The 17,999-nt window shown below is 36.4% G+C and carries 15 protein-coding genes; 10 read left to right on the forward strand and 5 right to left on the reverse strand.

Annotation, left to right across the window (positions count from 1 at the left end; all coding sequences use genetic code 11):
- Nucleotides 1-403 precede the first annotated feature (403 nt).
- The 4 genes from CRO21_RS01565 to CRO21_RS01580 all read left to right on the forward strand — a co-directional run bounded on the left by CRO21_RS01565 (nt 404) and on the right by CRO21_RS01580 (nt 6,516).
- Nucleotides 404-1,156, forward strand: a complete 753-nt coding sequence (locus CRO21_RS01565; protein ID WP_097077595.1) for a carbonic anhydrase — start codon at nt 404-406, stop codon at nt 1,154-1,156.
- Between the two features lie 286 nt (nt 1,157-1,442).
- The gene (locus CRO21_RS01570; RefSeq protein WP_097077596.1) at nt 1,443-2,669 is read left to right on the forward strand and encodes a sensor histidine kinase; all 1,227 of its coding nucleotides are present in this window, start codon (nt 1,443-1,445) and stop codon (nt 2,667-2,669) included.
- Between the two features lie 178 nt (nt 2,670-2,847).
- A complete protein-coding gene (glnE, locus tag CRO21_RS01575; protein ID WP_378234920.1) occupies nt 2,848-5,562 on the forward strand; it encodes a bifunctional [glutamate--ammonia ligase]-adenylyl-L-tyrosine phosphorylase/[glutamate--ammonia-ligase] adenylyltransferase in 2,715 nt (904 codons plus the stop codon).
- A 27-nt stretch (nt 5,563-5,589) separates the two neighbouring features.
- Nucleotides 5,590-6,516: a branched-chain amino acid transaminase gene (locus tag CRO21_RS01580; protein WP_097077598.1), complete on the forward strand. Its 927-nt coding sequence runs from the start codon at nt 5,590-5,592 to the stop codon at nt 6,514-6,516.
- A gap of 54 nt (nt 6,517-6,570) precedes the next feature.
- Here the strand turns inward: CRO21_RS01580 and CRO21_RS01585 are convergent, their stop codons facing one another.
- Both CRO21_RS01585 and CRO21_RS01590 read right to left on the reverse strand, forming a co-directional pair.
- Entirely contained in the window at nt 6,571-7,593 is a 1,023-nt protein-coding gene (locus CRO21_RS01585; RefSeq protein WP_097077599.1) for an NAD-dependent epimerase, read from the reverse strand.
- Nucleotides 7,590-8,759 carry a nucleotide sugar dehydrogenase gene (locus CRO21_RS01590; protein WP_097077600.1) on the reverse strand — a complete coding sequence of 390 codons (1,170 nt, stop codon included), beginning with the start codon at nt 8,757-8,759 and terminating at the stop codon, nt 7,590-7,592. The genes CRO21_RS01585 and CRO21_RS01590 overlap by 4 nt, the downstream gene beginning before the upstream one ends.
- 255 nt (nt 8,760-9,014) lie before the next feature.
- Between CRO21_RS01590 and CRO21_RS01595 the strand changes: the two genes are divergently transcribed.
- The 5 genes from CRO21_RS01595 to CRO21_RS01615 all read left to right on the forward strand — a co-directional run bounded on the left by CRO21_RS01595 (nt 9,015) and on the right by CRO21_RS01615 (nt 13,579).
- Nucleotides 9,015-9,635, forward strand: a complete 621-nt coding sequence (locus tag CRO21_RS01595; protein ID WP_087619340.1) for a 2OG-Fe(II) oxygenase — start codon at nt 9,015-9,017, stop codon at nt 9,633-9,635.
- A 290-nt stretch (nt 9,636-9,925) separates the two neighbouring features.
- Entirely contained in the window at nt 9,926-10,696 is a 771-nt protein-coding gene (locus tag CRO21_RS01600; protein ID WP_097077601.1) for a glycosyltransferase, read from the forward strand.
- Nucleotides 10,697-10,846: 150 nt separating this feature from the next.
- Entirely contained in the window at nt 10,847-11,842 is a 996-nt protein-coding gene (locus CRO21_RS01605) for a stealth family protein (protein WP_097077602.1), read from the forward strand.
- A gap of 9 nt (nt 11,843-11,851) precedes the next feature.
- Entirely contained in the window at nt 11,852-12,610 is a 759-nt protein-coding gene (locus CRO21_RS01610) for a glycosyltransferase family 25 protein (protein WP_097077603.1), read from the forward strand.
- Nucleotides 12,611-12,667: 57 nt separating this feature from the next.
- A complete protein-coding gene (locus CRO21_RS01615) occupies nt 12,668-13,579 on the forward strand; it encodes a glycosyltransferase family 32 protein (RefSeq protein WP_097077604.1) in 912 nt (303 codons plus the stop codon).
- 19 nt (nt 13,580-13,598) lie between these two features.
- Here CRO21_RS01615 and CRO21_RS01620 read toward each other — a convergent pair whose 3' ends face one another.
- The gene (locus tag CRO21_RS01620) at nt 13,599-14,471 is read right to left on the reverse strand and encodes a glycosyltransferase family 32 protein (RefSeq protein ID WP_097077605.1); all 873 of its coding nucleotides are present in this window, start codon (nt 14,469-14,471) and stop codon (nt 13,599-13,601) included.
- A 137-nt stretch (nt 14,472-14,608) separates the two neighbouring features.
- Here CRO21_RS01620 and CRO21_RS01625 point away from each other — a divergent pair, with 137 nt between their 5' ends.
- Nucleotides 14,609-15,829, forward strand: a complete 1,221-nt coding sequence (locus tag CRO21_RS01625; RefSeq protein WP_171293960.1) for a glycosyltransferase family 4 protein — start codon at nt 14,609-14,611, stop codon at nt 15,827-15,829.
- Between the two features lie 55 nt (nt 15,830-15,884).
- Here the strand turns inward: CRO21_RS01625 and CRO21_RS01630 are convergent, their stop codons facing one another.
- A complete protein-coding gene (locus tag CRO21_RS01630; protein WP_097077607.1) occupies nt 15,885-16,757 on the reverse strand; it encodes a lysophospholipid acyltransferase family protein in 873 nt (290 codons plus the stop codon).
- A gap of 76 nt (nt 16,758-16,833) precedes the next feature.
- Nucleotides 16,834-17,859 carry a tRNA dihydrouridine(20/20a) synthase DusA gene (gene dusA, locus CRO21_RS01635; RefSeq protein WP_097077608.1) on the reverse strand — a complete coding sequence of 342 codons (1,026 nt, stop codon included), beginning with the start codon at nt 17,857-17,859 and terminating at the stop codon, nt 16,834-16,836.
- Nucleotides 17,860-17,999 lie beyond the last annotated feature (140 nt).

Below are 17,999 nucleotides of genomic sequence, written 5' to 3' on the forward strand. Positions count from 1 at the left end.
CCGATCTGAAGATTATATAATCTGATTTTTTATTGAAAATATGGGTGAAACATAAATTTTTTTGATTAATTGTTAATTACTTTGATGACGCTGATGGATGCTAAGAAAAAAAGGTCATTAAATTGTCATAATTTTTACGAAATAAAAGCGTATAATGAAAAAAATTTAATAAAAATAAATTTAATCTTAATTTTTTGATTTTATTAATTTTTTATTTTTACTTTGGGTAGTCTTATTTTTTTGTTTCAATTCTTTACTCTTTTTTTGAAAAATTTTTTATAAGAAATATTAATAGTAGTTTGACTTTTATATAAATAATCTATAAGTCAAAATCGAAGTAAAGGCGTATGATTTGTTTCGTTTTCATAATACCTTTCATCTGTTTTTCACTATAGGTTTTCCCATGAAAAAAATTCTTTTAAGTAGCTTAATCTGCTGCTTAAGCTCAGTCACTTTTGCCGCAGAAACGATCCATTGGGGATATGATAAAGATATCTCTCCTGAACATTGGGGTGAACTCAATGAAACATATAAAACATGTAGTGCCGGTAAAAATCAAACACCGATTAACATCAGCAGTACTTATGCCAGTACTGTGAAACATAAAGTTGACATTGAATATAAAGTTTCTCCAAAAGACATTGTATTTAATGGTCATACTGTTCAGGTCAATACCAAGGCTGACGATAATAGTGATTATCTGGTATTGGATAATCAAAAATTTTTCTTAAAACAATTCCATTTTCACACACCTAGTGAAAACCAGATCAAGGGTAAAAGCTATCCATTGGAATTGCACTTTGTTAATGCTAATGCAGATGGTCAATTAACCGTGCTTGCCGTGATGTTTGAACTGGGTCAGCCAAATTCTGAATGGAATAAACTCTGGTCTGATCTTTCCGATAAAGAAAATGATGCTAAAAGTTTAACGCATACTATTGATCTTGAAAAACTTTTGCCTAAAAAACGTGAGTATTATCGTTTCTCAGGATCCTTAACTACGCCGCCTTGTTCTGAAGGTGTAAACTGGATCGTTTTAAAACAACCTTTAACAATTTCTGCCGATCAATTAAAACAATTTAAAGCTGTATTGAAAGATGAAGCCAATAATCGTCCATTACAACCTGTCAATGGCCGTATTGTGATTGAAGATTAAGAGATTATTTTGATCAATTAAGGCAATAAAATCTCTTGGATTTTATTGCTTTTTTTATTCAATCCAAAATATAAGTATAAAAAATATCATCAAGCCTCTTTTTACTAAAATAGTTATACTAAAGATAGGATCTAAACTGGTTGTAAATTACCAATTTTTGTCACTTTTGGGCATAAACAGCTTGTAAGTTTTTATAGGTATGTTAGATTTAATCCATAACAATGATTTTTGAACAATCAAACATATCTTAATGTTTTTTATACACTAGGATTGATGGGGGCGAAAAATGCAAGTTGCAGTTCAAATGCCAGATCAAACCACTCAAATTGACTTTTCTTCAACTTGGTTTGCAGAAGCGCACACTTTTGCCAACTTTATTGATGAGACGGTAGATTTATTAAAAGAATTGAGTCAATACGATTTTGCGCTTTATAGTTTTTATGATAAGGGACAACAATATGTAAAAATATTTCTTGGACAGGAATCATTTATTAGCAAAGCCAGTCTAGATGAAATTACAGTATTGGACCACCATATTAAGTTGAATGTATTTTCGCCATCATTTTTAAGCTTAAAACAAAAACTCGAAAAACTTTTTAATCATAAGTTGGAATCAGCAAGTTCTGTCAAATTGACTTTTGATGCGGTTGAATACGATATTACCGTGATTCTGTTTTCTGATCAGCAACATCAACTTTCTCATACGACTTGGCAATGTATTGAACGTTATGTACAGCAACGTCAAAAGAGTGGTTGTCAGCTTTTACAACATGACCAATTACAGCAGCGAATGTCTGAGCTAGAAAGTATTAATCTTGGGCGCGCCAAATATTTTTCAGTTATTGCGCATGATTTACGTGCGCCTTTCCATGGTATTCTGGGTTGTGCCGATATTTTGGCACATGAGAAAGAAACACTGGATGAAGCCGCTGCACAACGTTTGGCAGATTATATTCATGATACGACGCAATCAACCTATGGCTTACTGGAAAACCTGCTAAATTGGGCCATGGCCGAAAATGGACGTTTTCATCAAACACCTTCACATTTTAAAGTGGCGGATACCTTACAGTTTGTGAGTGATCTTTTAAATGCCTTTGCTTTTAAAAAACAGATTCATTTAGATTATGATGCTGCTGATGATTTGTATGCTTTTGCCGATGTCAATATGGTTACATCAGTGATTCAGAATTTAACCTCTAATGCACTAAAATTCACCCCGATCAATAGTGATAAAACCGTTAAAATCAAAGCGATCAAAAACGAGCAATGGGTAGAAATTTCCATTCAAGATCAGGGGGTTGGTATGACGCCTGTGCAAATCGCTAAATTGTTCAGAGAACACACTGTACCGAGTACGCAAGGGACAGCCGGAGAGAAAGGGACTGGCTTAGGATTGGTATTGTGTAAACGCTTTCTGGATTTAAACCACGGTTCCATTCATGTGGAATCGACACCGGGGCAGGGGACAAAATTTATTGTGCGTTTGCCGATTGGTAAAAGTATATCTTGAACCTGAATGTTTAATACATCCGATATGTTGTTGCAAGGTGATCTAAATTCGGGAATGATGAACATATAAGTTTATCAGGTTTTGAATATCAATGAATCAACAACATGTGGAACTTTACGGGATAGATATTTCCTCCGCAAGACGAGTGCAATTTTGTAGTCTATACGCTGGTCAGGTGATGCAAACATTAGATGGCATCTGGCAGCAGGATTATGCCAAAGATCAATTTCTCCTTCCTTTAGATAGCAGTCAAATTTTCCAGTGGGTTGAAAATACCTTACAAAATATCAGTGACGAAACCAGTTGGATGCGTAGTATTCGACAGTTACGAGCCCGATTTATGCTGCGCTGGATCTGGCAGGATTGTAATCAACTCACTGATGTGGTGACCTTAACACGAGAGTTATCAGATTTTGCCGATGCTTGTGTGATTGCTGCGAAAAAATTTGCCCGTCCTGCTTTAGTTGCAAAATATGGTGAACCGATTGGTGATGATGGGCAAGTACAGGATTTAATTGTAATTGCCATGGGTAAGCATGGTGCACAGGAACTGAATTTATCCAGTGATATCGACCTGATTTTTGCCTTTGGTGAAAATGGTGAAAGCAATGGACGCAAGTGTATCGATGTTCAGCAATTTTGTATTTTGTGGGGACAAAAAATCATTAACCTGTTGGATCAGGTGACTGCTGATGGTTTTGTGTTTCGGGTAGATATGCGCTTACGTCCATGGGGGGATGGCAGTGCACTGGCGCTGAGTTATGCTGCACTGGAAAAATATCTGATTCAGCATGGACGTGAATGGGAACGCTATGCCTGGATCAAGGCCAGAGTGATCACTGGCGGACAGGCAGGTGATGAATTAATTGCCATGGCACGCCCGTTTGTATTTCGTCGTTATGTGGATTACACCGCATTTTCTGCCATGCGTGAAATGAAATCGATGATCGAGAAAGAGGTGGCTCGTCGCAATATCTCGGATGATGTCAAGTTGGGTGCCGGCGGTATTCGTGAAATTGAATTTATTGTACAAGTGTTTCAGTTAATTTATGGTGGTTCACGTCTGGAGTTACAGGATCGGCAGTGTCTGGTCGCCATGCAGCATTTAAAAGATGATCATTTACTTGATGAAACAGCCTATCATGAATTAAAAGATGCGTATCTATTCTTACGTCGGGTTGAACATGCAATTCAGGCCTTGCAGGACCAACAAACCCAGAGTTTGCCACAGGATGAAAATTTAAGAGAACGGCTGATTTTTGCCTTGAATTACGATTCATGGCAAGATTTTATGCAGGTCTTAAATCAAAAGCGTGAACGGGTCAGTTTTTATTTTAGTACATTAATTCAGGAGCGGATTAATGATGCTGATGTCAATATTACAGAATCAGAGCATATCGATTTACAACCTTATCTGGATGATGAGGCTTATCAACGTATCCAAGCATTTTGGCAAAGTCATACGGTACAGCGTCTGCCCAGTACAGCATTGAAACGGTTACAGCAATTCTGGCCACATTTGGTACAGGCAGTCATCGCTTCGGAACATCCACAAATTGCATTAATGCGCTTATTACCACTGATTGAATCGATTTTACGGCGTAGTGTGTATATTGTCATGCTGATGGAAAATCGCGGTGCATTACAGCGTTTGGTTAAAATGGCCAGTGTTAGTCCATGGATTTGTGAAGAATTGGCACATTATCCTGTATTACTGGATGAATTTTTATCGATGGATTTTGAATTGCCTCGTCGACAGGACTTGGAACAGGCTTTACGGCAACAGCTGTTGCGTATTGAGTTGGATCAAGTCGAAGATATTATGCGAGTGCTGCGCTTATTCAAAAAATCCAATGTTTTGGCTGTCGCCGCCAGTGATGTTCTGGCCGAAAGCCCATTGATGCGGATATCGGATGTACTGACGGATATTGCCGAAATTACTGTAAAAACAGCACTGCATTTATCCTATCAAATGGTGGTGAAACGTCATGGTTATCCTTTAGATAGTGCCGGAGAGCGCTGTAGTTTAGATCGTCTCGGATTTGCCATTATTGGTTATGGCAAAGTGGGTGGCATTGAATTGGGATATGGTTCCGATCTTGATTTGGTCTTTATTCATCAATATGAAGAACAAGCGGAAACCGATGGTAAAAAAGTCGTCACTGGACTTGAATTTGCCATGCGGGTTGCACAAAAGTTCTTATCCCTGATGACGACACAAACACTTGATGGCCGTGTTTATGAGATTGACACCCGCTTGCGTCCTAATGGTGAGGCCGGTTTACTGGTGTGTAGCTTAAAGGCGTTTGAGCATTATCAATTGAGCAGTGCGTGGTTATGGGAACATCAGGCCTTGGTTCGGGCACGTTCGATTGCGGGTAATATAGAATTGTGCGAGGCTTTTGAGGCACTTCGTCGAACAATTTTAACCCGGAAACGTGATGAAAATGAAGTACGTGCTGAAGTGCTGAAGATGCGGCAAAAAATGAAAGATCATCTCGGTTCTTCCAATGAACAAAAAAAACATGGAATTTTTCACTTAAAACAAGATGCAGGTGGTATCGTTGACATCGAATTTATGGCACAGTATGCAGTACTGGCATGGAGTGGGTCGAATCCTGATCTCGCCCACTACTCAGACAATGTGCGGATCCTTGAAGATGCTGCCAAAGCAGGCTGCTTACCAAGCATCGACGCCACAGCATTAACGCAAGCTTATCTACGTGAACGCGCTGAAAGCCACCGTTTGGCACTTGCAAATCAATCTTTGCAAGTTAAAGCTGCGGATTGGCATGATACCCGAGAAGTCGTTTGCAAGTTATGGCAAAGATTAATTGATCCGAGTGCAACTGTAGAGCTTTTTGACAAGCTTTCGGCACCGGACAGTGAGTAATTGTGTAAAAAATTTGGAGTATGTGCCATGAATTTGGCTGATCGTGATGGTTTTATTTGGCAAGACGGAAAATTAGTTGAGTGGCGTGATGCAAAAATTCACGTTTTAACCCATACCTTACATTATAGTATGGGCGTATTTGAAGGTGTACGTGCGTATGAAACACCTAAAGGTACCGCAATTTTTCGTTTGCAGGACCACACAAAACGTTTATTAAATTCTGCCAAAATTTATCAAATGAAAGTACCATTTGATCAAGCAACATTAGAGCAAGCACAAATTGATGTGGTGCGTGAAAATAAGTTAAGTTCTTGCTATTTACGTCCGATCATCTGGATTGGTTCGGAAAAGCTAGGTATTGCTGCGACAGATAATACCATTCATGCTGCGGTTGCTGCATGGTCTTGGGGTGCTTATCTGGGTGATGAAGCCATGGCATTGGGTATCCGTGTCAAAACATCTTCATTTACCCACCATCATCCAAACGTGACCATGTGTAAAGCAAAAGCCAGTGGTAACTATACAGTGTCGATTCTTGCTCATCAGGAAGTGGCACATTCAGGTTATGACGAAGCCATGCTCATGGATCCACAGGGCTTTGTTTGTCAAGGTTCTGGCGAAAACGTGTTTCTGGTCAAAGATGGTAAATTACATACGCCGGATCTTGCTGGTGGCGCATTAGACGGGATTACCCGTCAAACCGTGATTACTATTGCACAGGATCTGGGTATTGAAGTAATTGAACGTCGCATTACCCGTGATGAGTTCTATATTGCAGATGAAGCATTCTTTACCGGTACGGCCGCAGAAGTAACACCAATCCGTGAATATGATGATCGTCAAATTGGTGAAGGTCGTCGTGGTCCCATTACCACAGAGATTCAAAAAACCTTTTTTGATGCTGTTCAAGGTCGAAACGATAAATATGCACATTGGTTGACTTATGTAAAATAAGTAATCTTGTGATAAAAAAATCAGGCATTTGCCTGATTTTTTTATGCTTTATTCTTAAACCTGATAATACTGTCGATACCACTCTACAAAGTTTCTCACCCCATCTTCAACCGAAGTAGATGGTTTATAATTAACATATTGCTCAAGGGCATGACTGTCTGCAAAAGTATCAGGAACATCACCAGGTTGTAGCGGCAGTAAATTCAATTGTGCTTTCTGATTCAATGCTTTTTCAATCGCATGTATATATTCAATTAATTGCACGGGATGATTATTGCCAATATTAAAGATTCTAAACGGGGCATTGCTACTGGCAGGATCTGGATGATGGCTATCCCAGTCGGGATTCGGTGCTGCAATTTTGTCGCTCGTACGAATTACACCTTCTACAATATCATCAATGTAGGTAAAGTCCCGCGTATGATGACCATGATTAAAGACTGGAATAGGCTGCTGTTCAATAATATTCTTGGTGAATTTGAACAGTGCCATATCGGGACGGCCCCATGGGCCATAGACGGTGAAGAAGCGCAGGCCTGTGGTTGGTAGTTTGAATAAATGACTATAACTGTGTGCCATTAATTCATTGGCCCGTTTTGTGGCTGCATAAAACTGAATTGGGTGATCAACACCATGTTGTTCACTAAAGGGCATGGTGGTGTTGGCACCATAGACACTACTGGTGCTAGCATAGGTTAGATGCGGTGTCTGGGCATAACGGCAGGCTTCAAGAATATTGGTAAATGCGATGATGTTACTTTCTACATAGCTATGTGGGTTTTCAAGTGAGTAACGTACACCAGCCTGTGCTGCCAGATGAATCACACGATCAAACTTATGCTGCTCGAAACATTGATCTACCGCAGCTTTATTGGCCAAATTCTCTTGAATAAAAACAAAAGTACCTTGTGCGGATTGTGCAATATGATGTAACTGCTCAATCCGTGCCTGCTTTAATGCAGGGTCATAATAGTCATTGAGATTATCAAAACCGACCACATCATCGCCACGTTCAAGTAGTTTTTTTGCGACAGCAAAGCCGATGAATCCCGCAGCACCTGTGATTAAAACTTTCATTCATCGCCTCCAAAAATATCTCGTGTATAGACTTTATCTTCAACATCCAGTAAATCTTTGGATAAACGATTGGCAATAATCACATCACAAGATGCTTTAAAGGTATTCAAATCATTAACAATTCTGGATTTAAAAAATTCATCTTCCGTGAAGGTCGGTTCGTAAATAATGACTTCTATGCCTTTGGCTTTAATTCGTTTCATTACCCCTTGAATAGCAGAGGCACGATAATTGTCTGAGCCGCTTTTCATGACTAAACGATAAACCCCAACCACATTTGGATTTTGGGCGATAATAGAATCTGCAATAAAGTCTTTACGGGTACGGTTTGAATCGACAATGGCCTGAATCAGGTTACTCGGTACATTGTGATAGTTGGCAAGTAATTGTTTGGTATCTTTGGGCAGGCAATAACCGCCATAGCCAAACGATGGATTATTATAATGACTACCAATACGAGGATCCAGACAAACGCCATCAATGACTTGTTTGGTTTCCAGTCCAAAGGTCTGGGCATAGGTATCGAGTTCATTAAAAAAAGATACCCGCATGGCCAGATAAGTATTGGCGAAAAGTTTGATGGCTTCTGCTTCACTGGCATCAGTTAATAACACGGGAATATCTTTTTTGATTGCACCTTCAATTAAAAGATTAGCAAATTGTTGCGCCCGCTCCGATTGTTCCCCAATGATTATTCTTGATGGGTATAAGTTATCATGCAGCGCCTTGCCTTCCCGTAGAAACTCAGGCGAAAAAATAATATTGTCACACGCAAACTGCTGTCTTAATTTTTCGGTAAAACCGACAGGAATGGTGGATTTGATGACCATGGTTGCATTTGGGTTAATGGCCAGCACATCTTTCACTACAGACTCGACACTTTGGGTATTAAAGTAATTGCTTTGCGGATCATAATCTGTGGGTGTAGCAATAATAACAAATGTAGCATCCTGATAAGCATGTTGCTTATCTGTGGTTGCACGAAAATTTATCTGTTTTTCTTTTAGAAAATAACTGATATCGGCATCCTGAATAGGAGATATTTTATTGTTGAGTAAATCAACTTTGCTTTGCAAAATATCTAATGCGACGACTTCGTGGTGCTGTGCGAACAGCATTGCATTTGATAGCCCGACATAGCCTGTTCCCGCAACTGCAATTTTCATAATGACCTGACACTATTATTCAATTTAAATGAAAAGGATTGGATAGATGGTATTTATTATAACGGCTGGTTGAGGTGAAAGGCGGATTATTTTGCAATGAACCTGCTCAACTGATTGGTCCGAAATAAGGATAATATCATATTGCAGATATTTGGATTTTTGTAATTGGCACACCAAGTTGAGTTGTCACATGTCATGCCAATGAATTTTTTGCTATAATTATTGCCAGTTTTATTATCTAATCGAATTATTCCTATGGCACATATTTTAAAATTAGACGCTTTAAAAGAAGCGAAGGTTTCTACTTCGCCATATCCCTATTTTGTGGTAGAAAATTCATTAGAAGACAGTGAGGTTCAGGCTGTTATTCGGGATTTTCCCAAGATTGAACAGGGTGGAAGTTATAATCTTGATGATGTTGAACTGAAACCGAATTTCGATCGTTTTTTAAAGTCATTGGACTGTAAGGAATTTCGCCAAATACTGACAGAAAAATTTGATGTGGATGTGATGGAACATCCCATGATGATTACTTTGCGTGGTTATTCCCGTCAAAAAGATGGTCGTATTCATTCTGATTCCAAAACCAAGTTACTCACTATTCTTATTTATCTGAACGAGTCTTGGGAAGCGCCTACCGGACGTTTACGTATTCTGAATGATGAAAAAGATATGGATAACTATGCCGCAGAAATTAATGCAGGTCCGGGGACATTGGTTGCATTTAAAGTCACTGATAATGGCTGGCATGGTTATGTACCCTATGAAGGCCAACGTCAGTCCATTCAAATTAATTTTTTAACCAGCGACAAAGCCAATGCTAAACATCGTTTTATCCATGGTTTAAGTGCAAAAATGAAAAAATTATTTGGATAATCTTTTTCTCTTACAAAGGAGAGCATAGTTTCTCCTTTGTATAAAGGTTTCTGTATGTGATAAAAAAATAATAGCTTGGTTTTGTCCTTTCCTTATTTTTAAAAAATTTCAATCTAAAATCAAAATTATTGATCATTTTAGTCGTATTGTTTCTGATTTAATCGATTGATATTTTTTAAATTTAATCATAAAAATAAAGTCTGTTGGGAATGTGCTAAATTATGTGGATTACGCAAATATAATGACAATAATGTTATGATATAAACAGTCGAATAGCAGGATGATTGATGATGCCGGTCAATAACATTGAACAAGATTCACAGCTTGGCCAAACACAAGAGGATAATATTATCCTATGTATGAAGTGGGGTACAAAATATGGTGCCGAATACGTCAATCGCCTGTACAACATGGTCAGCCGTCATTTGACTTTGCCGTTTAAAATGGTGTGTCTAACTGATCGTACCGAGGGCATAAATCCTGAAGTACAATGTTTTCCGATACCATCATTAGATTTACCTGCGGGTAGTCCAGAACGTGGCTGGAATAAACTGTCCACTTTTGAGCCTGATTTATATGGACTACGAGGGAATCTGTTGTTTCTGGATTTGGATGTGGTGATTATTGATAATATCGACTGCTTTTTCCAACAGGAAGGAGATTTTCTAATTATCCATGACTGGAAGCGCCCATGGCGTATTACCGGAAATAGTTCGGTTTATCGTTTTAAATTGGGAGCATTTCCGGAAATTTTGCCTTATTTCCGTGAACATTTTGACGAAATCAGTAATCGATTTCGTAACGAACAGGAATATTTAACTTGGTTTGTTAAACAAACAGGTAAATTGAGTTATTGGCCGGAAAGCTGGTGTAAAAGCTATAAATATCATTGCCTACGCAAACTCCCTTTGGCTTATGTCTTGCCGCCTAAAAAACCCAAAGATGCCAAAATTATTATTTTCCATGGTGAAGTAAATCCACCTGATGCGATTAATGGCGGTGGTGGAAAATGGTATCGTCATATTTTGCCGTCAGACTGGATTAAACAGGCATGGCAATAACTGGTGTTTAGCTTTTGCCTGTTTTATGATCAATTTTGGCAAAATAAAGACTTCAGAACATCATCATAAATATATTGATGATCGCTCATTCATCCAATGAAAGCGTCTGATTTATGATGATTTAATAAAGCATTTTAAGAGTTGGCGTAAATGAATAATACAGCGCAATATATAGATGTAGTGATTGCCTGGGTAGATGGAAATGATCCAAAACTTAAGCAAAAACGTCAACAGTATTTAAATCCTGAACAAGCATCTGATGCCGTCAGTGATACTCGCTTCGCCAGTAATAATGAAATTTATTATAATGTTGCGTCTATTTTAAAATATGTCCCATTTTGCCGTCATATTTATATCGTTACAGATCAGCAACAACCAGAATGGATTGATGAATTTGCTAAGCAAAATATTTGCACTGCTGAAAAGATAAAGATCGTTGACCACCATGATATTTTTGCAGGCTATGCGCAAAATTTACCGACATTTAATACACGTTCTATTGAGAGCATGCTTTGGAATATTCCCGGATTATCGGATGATTTCATTTATTTAAATGATGATTTCTTTTTTAATCAACCAGCAGATATTACAGATTTTATTCAGCAGGATAAAATGGTTATTTATGGTCACTGGACCAATAGCAGTATTTTAAAAGTCAAATTAAAATATCGTCAATTTTTAAACAAACAATTTGGCAAGCCGATTCAGCCTGGACATATTATTGCTCAAATGCTTGGTGCAGATATTCTTGGATTTAAAAAATTCTTTGAAATTCATCATTATCCGCATATTGTGGATCGAAAAATTCTAGCGGATTATCTGCTAAAATCACCAGAATTACTGGATCGACAAATTCGCTATAAGTTTAGAAGTGTAGAACAACTCAACCCAATTTCTTTAATGAATCATTTAAAAATTCAAAAAGGTGAAGCCATTTTGAAAACGGATATTGAGATTGCTTATCTAAAAAATCAGCAAGGATTGACCAAATTTATACAGGATTTGCAGTCGAATACGATTAAATATGGTTGTATACAGAGTCTTGACCAACTTGATCAAGATGCAGCTCGGCAAATATCTACCGCTTTAAATGCTAAGTTTGCAGGATTTTTACCCGAATCCTTAGTTCAATACACACCTGTTTAAGAGCATAGAATGAAAGTCATTACTTATTTAATTAATCTTGATGGCAGCAATCAGCGTCTGGAAAATGCCAGTCAACAGTTGCAGTTGGCACAGGTCGAGTTTAGCCGTTTTCCCGCTTATGATGGTCGGGGTAAAAATTTATCTGAATTCAAGGATTATGACGATACAGAGGCCAGAGCAATTTTAGGTCGTAGTTTATTGAATTCCGAAATAGGTTGTTATCTAAGTCATTATGGTTGTGTCGAACAGTTTTTAAAAACTGATGCTGACTATCTAATTGTTTTAGAAGATGATATGAAGATTGTCACGGATTTTAAAACAGCTATTGACGGCATACTTGATTATTTACAGCAACATCAAGATTTGAACTGGTATTTGATTAATATTGCAGCCAAAAAGAAAAAACTGGCAAAAGATATCACACCTATTGGTGAATATTCACTTTGGCACGCCTATTATTTTCCTATTCGTGGCTTGGGTTTAATTTGGTCTAGAGCAGGGGCAGAAGAATTTCTAAACGCTGGTAAGGACATCAATGTGCCTGTAGATATTTTTTTCCAGCGTTGGCTAAGTAAAAATGGTTTAGGTCTAGGTGTTTGGCCTCCACTGGTTCGTCCACGTGGTGTCGATAGTGATATTTTAGGTACAGTTGCTGCACAAGGGATTAGTCGTAAAGAGAAAGAAAATCGTAGTCTTTCCCATGGTTTGAAAAAGCAAAAACGGATGTGGCTGGATCGTTACCATGCCTTAAAGCATTTGATTTCCTGATCGCGTCAATTTATATAAATTTTGATGTTCATCAACTGACTATAGTGTGAAATTAATATGAAAATTTTTAAAAAAATATTTTATCTGCTTAAATTTCATTTTATGTATCATTATAAAATTAGACAGGTGAATAAAAATATTGATAATTATGCGGGTATGTTGACTTTTAATCCCGTCAGTAAAAGCATCATTTTACCTAAAAAAATATGGATATATTGGGAAGGTGATTTTCCGGAATTTGTTGAGAAATGTATTGTTAATATTCGTGAAAAAAATTCGGATTATGAGGTTTTTGTGCTTAATCCTGAAAATGTACACCAATATACCAATCTTGATTTTTCTCAATTAAAAGGAGCAACACCACAACAAAAAGCAGATTTATTAAGATTTGATCTTATTTACCGTCACGGTGGTATTTGGTTGGATGCCAGTATTATTGTCTATGATAGTTTGGATTGGATTCAAAATATCATGCAGAAGAACCAGACAGAAAGTTTTGCCTATTATAGAAGAAAAAATACCACCAATCTAAACTATCCTGTAATAGAAAACTGGTTATTGGCAAGTGTTCCGAATAATATATTCTTTAAACAGTGGTATGATGAGCTATATATTGCAATTCAACAAACACCTAAAAAATATATACAACAGATTAAACAAACAGAATCAAATACTCAAGATATTTTTCAACGGATCAGCAATTTAGAATATCTGGTTGCCTATGTCGCTTGTCAAAAAGTATTAAGACAGTCTTTTCCAAGTATTACATTGATTGACTGTGATCAAAATGCTTTGTTTTATCAGGTGAAAAATAAATGGGTGAAAGAGAAAATTCTAATTGATTTATCGATTAATTATGCACCACAAAATCATCCAATATTAATAAAACTTGCTCGTAAGGAGCGTAATTTTTTAGAAAAATATTATATTAAAGATAAGTTCTTGAAGAATTCTCTTATTGATTTTTGAAAATATAAAAAGTAAAAAGTCATTTTTTTCGCACAAAATCTTTTTTTGAAAATCTTAAATTTTTTCTATAAAACTTATAAAAAAAAGCAAACATTAAATCGATATATTTTTGAAAACCATGATTCATTACGAGGGGTTCAAAATTTAGACTATAGTGGTTTTGAAGAACTTGTTTATGATTAATATTTTTTAAACCATTATAGATCAAACCATAATTACTATTGTATCGTTCAAAACGATGTGGATACTTTGCTAATAAAGGATGAATAGTAAGTGTATACATAATAGGTCCGGTAAAAGTCAAAACAGCATGTTTTGATACACCAAATTTCCACACAGTATATTCATCAATATTTTTAATAATTTTTTCAATTACCGCACGTAAAAAAGGTGATCCAGCAGCAGCAATAATGTACCATTGTTGAAGTTCTCCACCATTAATATTCCTTAATTCTTTATGTAAACCAGCACCTTTAAATGCTTGATCTTTTTCATTGTCCCATTGCGATAATAAATATACATCATTATCTTGTATAATTTGGTCAAAAGGGATATTACAGGAGCTTTTTATATCAAGGTAAACGCCACCTTCATTATAAATAAGTAAATATCGGAAAAAGTCGGCTCTGGAAGCACCATATTTTGGGTTGATACGAAGATAATAATCTAGTATTATTTGACCGTAATGATATTTTATATATTTGATTATATTGTGATCATCATAAAATTTGTATTGCCAGTCTGGATTTTTAAATTTTAGGTGATTGACTATGCTTTGTAGCTCTTCTGGAAGCTGATTCGATTTATAGGTTTGATGGATTACTTTTGCAATATGTTTTTCAGGTTTGATATATTTTAGCATAAGTTTGACAAACTCATTGTAAGTAATCATCTTTATATTCAAGATATGGATGAATATCTTGTCATAGTTACGTTTAATCACTAGATGTTGGTGAATTTCACAGTATACAATAATAAAATATGATGTAAACCAATACTCACTAACTATGTATGTTTTTAGGTCAATTTATGATTTGGATCAATATTTCAAATATTTCAAAGGTAAATAATTTTACAGGAATTGCTAGGACAGAGTTTGAAATATGTTCCTATGGATTAAAACTTCAGCAGCAAGGACATGACGTTAAATTTAGTACTTTTGATGTATGTATTGGCTTTGTTGAAGTCGATCATAAAGAAATTTCCAGTATTTTAAATAAGTTTAGAAGTAAATCTATTCAAAATAAGAAGGGTCTGAAATTCGTAGAGAAGTTCAAATATAAATTGGTTCGTAGTATCTGTAAGAGATTAAGAGTATTAAAACAAAACTTTGGCAAGATTTCTCATCCTTATCAACAAGGGGATAAAGTCATCTCTGTAGGACAAGATTTTTACTCAGGTGAAATAAAAGTTTATCACTTATTAAAGCAAAAAATTAAAATTAATTTTAATTTGCTTTGCCATGATATTATTCCAATTACTCATCCAGAGTTTTTACCTGAGCAGCATTCAGCATTATTTAAGATATATTTCTCTGAAGTAATCGATGTCGTTGATAAATTTTATTGTAATTCTCATTTTACAAAGCAGGAATTAGTAAAATATTTGAAAGAAGAACAAAAAAGTATACCCCCAATTCATGTAATTACTTTAGGTTGTGATTTATATAAAAAAGAGACTATTAGACATAGTGAATTTATAGACCAATTAGTCAAGGATAAGTATTTATTATTTGTTTCTACAATTGAGATAAGAAAAAATCATAAAGTTTTATACGAAGCTTATTTATCTTTGATTGAGCAAGGTATAACTAATTTGCCAAAAATTTATTTTGTTGGGCGCCGAGGATGGAAAGTTGAAAACTTATTGAAAAATTTAGATTCTGATCATAGAATTCATAATAAAATTATTATTTTAGATCATGTTTCAGATGGGGATTTGATTCAATTATATAAAAAATGTTGGTTTACTCTATATCCATCTTTTATTGAGGGGTATGGTTTGCCAGTCGCAGAAAGTCTTTCCTTTGGCAAATATTGTTTATCTTCTAATACGGGTTCTTTACCAGAAGTTGGAGGAAATTATATAGATTATTTAAATCCTCATAATATAAATGAATGGTGTGAGAAAATTCTATTTTTGATTAACCATCCATCATATATTACCGAGAAGGAATTCAACATCCAGAATAATTATCGACCTATGACTTGGGAAAAAACAGCTAAACAAATTTTAGATGCGGAGTTATAGTCTGAGTGGGTTTAGCCTAGTTTTAATCTACTAGGCTTTTACTCTTCAAATAAATTCAGTTTATCTTATAGATATTTTTTAGCTCGGGATTGCCCCGAAACCGCTTATATCCCCACATATATTCGGCTGGAAAACGCTTAATCATCTTTTCTATTGCCTGATTTAATGCAGTGGTAGCAATCTCAATATCTGTATCATAAAGTTTTGGATCATTAAGATCGTCACAATAGACTTCAAAACCGTCATCATTATTACGGCGAATACAACTTAAACCGATTAAACGGCAATGGGTTTTTTGTGCCATTTTACTGGCAAGTGTACTGGTTAAGCAGTTTATTCCAAAGAAAGGTACGATCACACCACCGGAAGGATGCGGGACATGATCTGGTAAAATTATACTAAAGCCGCCCTGTTTTAAATTTTTAAATAAAGTTTTTACGCCATTGGCATTAGTCGGTACAAGTGTCGCATTTAACCGTTCCCTTGCCTGTAATACAAAGTGATTGATGGATTGATCTTTTATGGGTTTATACATAATGGTTGGGATGCCATATTGATGTATCCATGCATTCATCATTTCCCATGTGCCTAGATGTGGAACAATAATCAATACACCATGTAGATCATTTAAAGCATTTTTGAATACTTCTAGATGATGAACTACTTTGATTTGTTCGATACTCCATTCAGGTGGCATTGCCCAGCATTTTAGTGATTCGGCATAAGATAAACATTGTTTGGTCACGCTTTCTTTTGCCAGCTGTTGACGTTGTTGATCTGTTAAATCAGGATAGGCCAGTTTAAGGTTAATGCTTGTTTTCCAAAACATTCCTGTACTCGGTTTTTGATTGATAAACCATGCAGCCATGCGTGCGCTTGCTTGAATCACAGTAAGCGGAAGATAACGAAAGAGTTTAAGAATCTGCATGAAAATTTAACAAACCGAATTTATTTAAGACGAAATCATAACGTTAGCAGCGTGATGATGCAATTCACAATATAGATCAGGATAAGGACTGGATATATTCAAGACGATCGTGTTCTGAGCGAGCAAGTGTTTCTTGCATATTTAACACTGCATTTTTGATATCGTTTAAATCTTTCGCATTGCCACCACTTAACGCTTGTCGCCATTTGCGAGCACCAGGAAGGTTTTGAAATAAACCTAAAATATGCCGAGAGAGAATCGACATGGGCGCACCCTCATGCAGTCGTTGCTCAATATAAGGCAACATTTGCTGCATAATCTCAAAACGATCTGGCAATGTCAGATTCCATAATTGCCCTAATTCTGCTAGTAAATAAGGATTATGATAAGCTTCACGTCCAATCATAACGCCATCAACATGCTGTAAATGACCCTGTGTTTCTGCAACAGTTTTAATCCCCCCATTAATTTCAATGGTGAGATATGGACGATCCTGTTTTAGATGATAGACATCTTCATAGCGTAAAGGTGGAACGTCACGATTTTCTTTGGGCGATAAACCTTGCAAAATCGCTATACGGGCATGTACCACAAAATGTGTGCAACCTATGGCAGCGACAGTATCGACAAAACTCAGCATTTCTTCATAGGACTGCATGTCATCAATGCCGATACGATGCTTAATCGTGACCGGAATATTTACAGCATTTTGCATAGCAGTAATACATTCAGCGACAAGATCTGCTTCGGCCATTAGACATGCACCGATTTTATTATTCTGCACACGGTCACTCGGGCAGCCAACATTGAGATTGACTTCATCATAACCCCAGTCCTCTGCCATTTTTGTGCATTGTGCTAATTCTTGTGGATTGGAACCGCCAAGCTGTAAAACAATTGGATGTTCTTGCGCATTAAAATCTAGATGACGTTTTGCATCACCATAAAGAATGGCACCTGTGGTGACCATTTCGGTATATAAAACAATATGGGGATTGAATAGACGAGCAAAATATCGGTAATCACGAGTTGTCCAATCCATCATCGGCGCTACACTGATGCGAGGTTCTTTAGTGATTTTAATGGGTTTGTCAATATTCATATTAAAAAACATACCTTTACAGTGTTGCTGATTTTAACTTATAGCAATTTTTTACGCCGCATTTCATATCCTATTTTTTGTAATTTACGTTTTAATAAAATGACTAATGTATAAATAATAGCAATCATGTCATAACGTAA

The organism is Acinetobacter puyangensis (assembly GCF_900096995.1).
GTDB lineage: Bacteria > Pseudomonadota > Gammaproteobacteria > Pseudomonadales > Moraxellaceae > Acinetobacter > Acinetobacter puyangensis.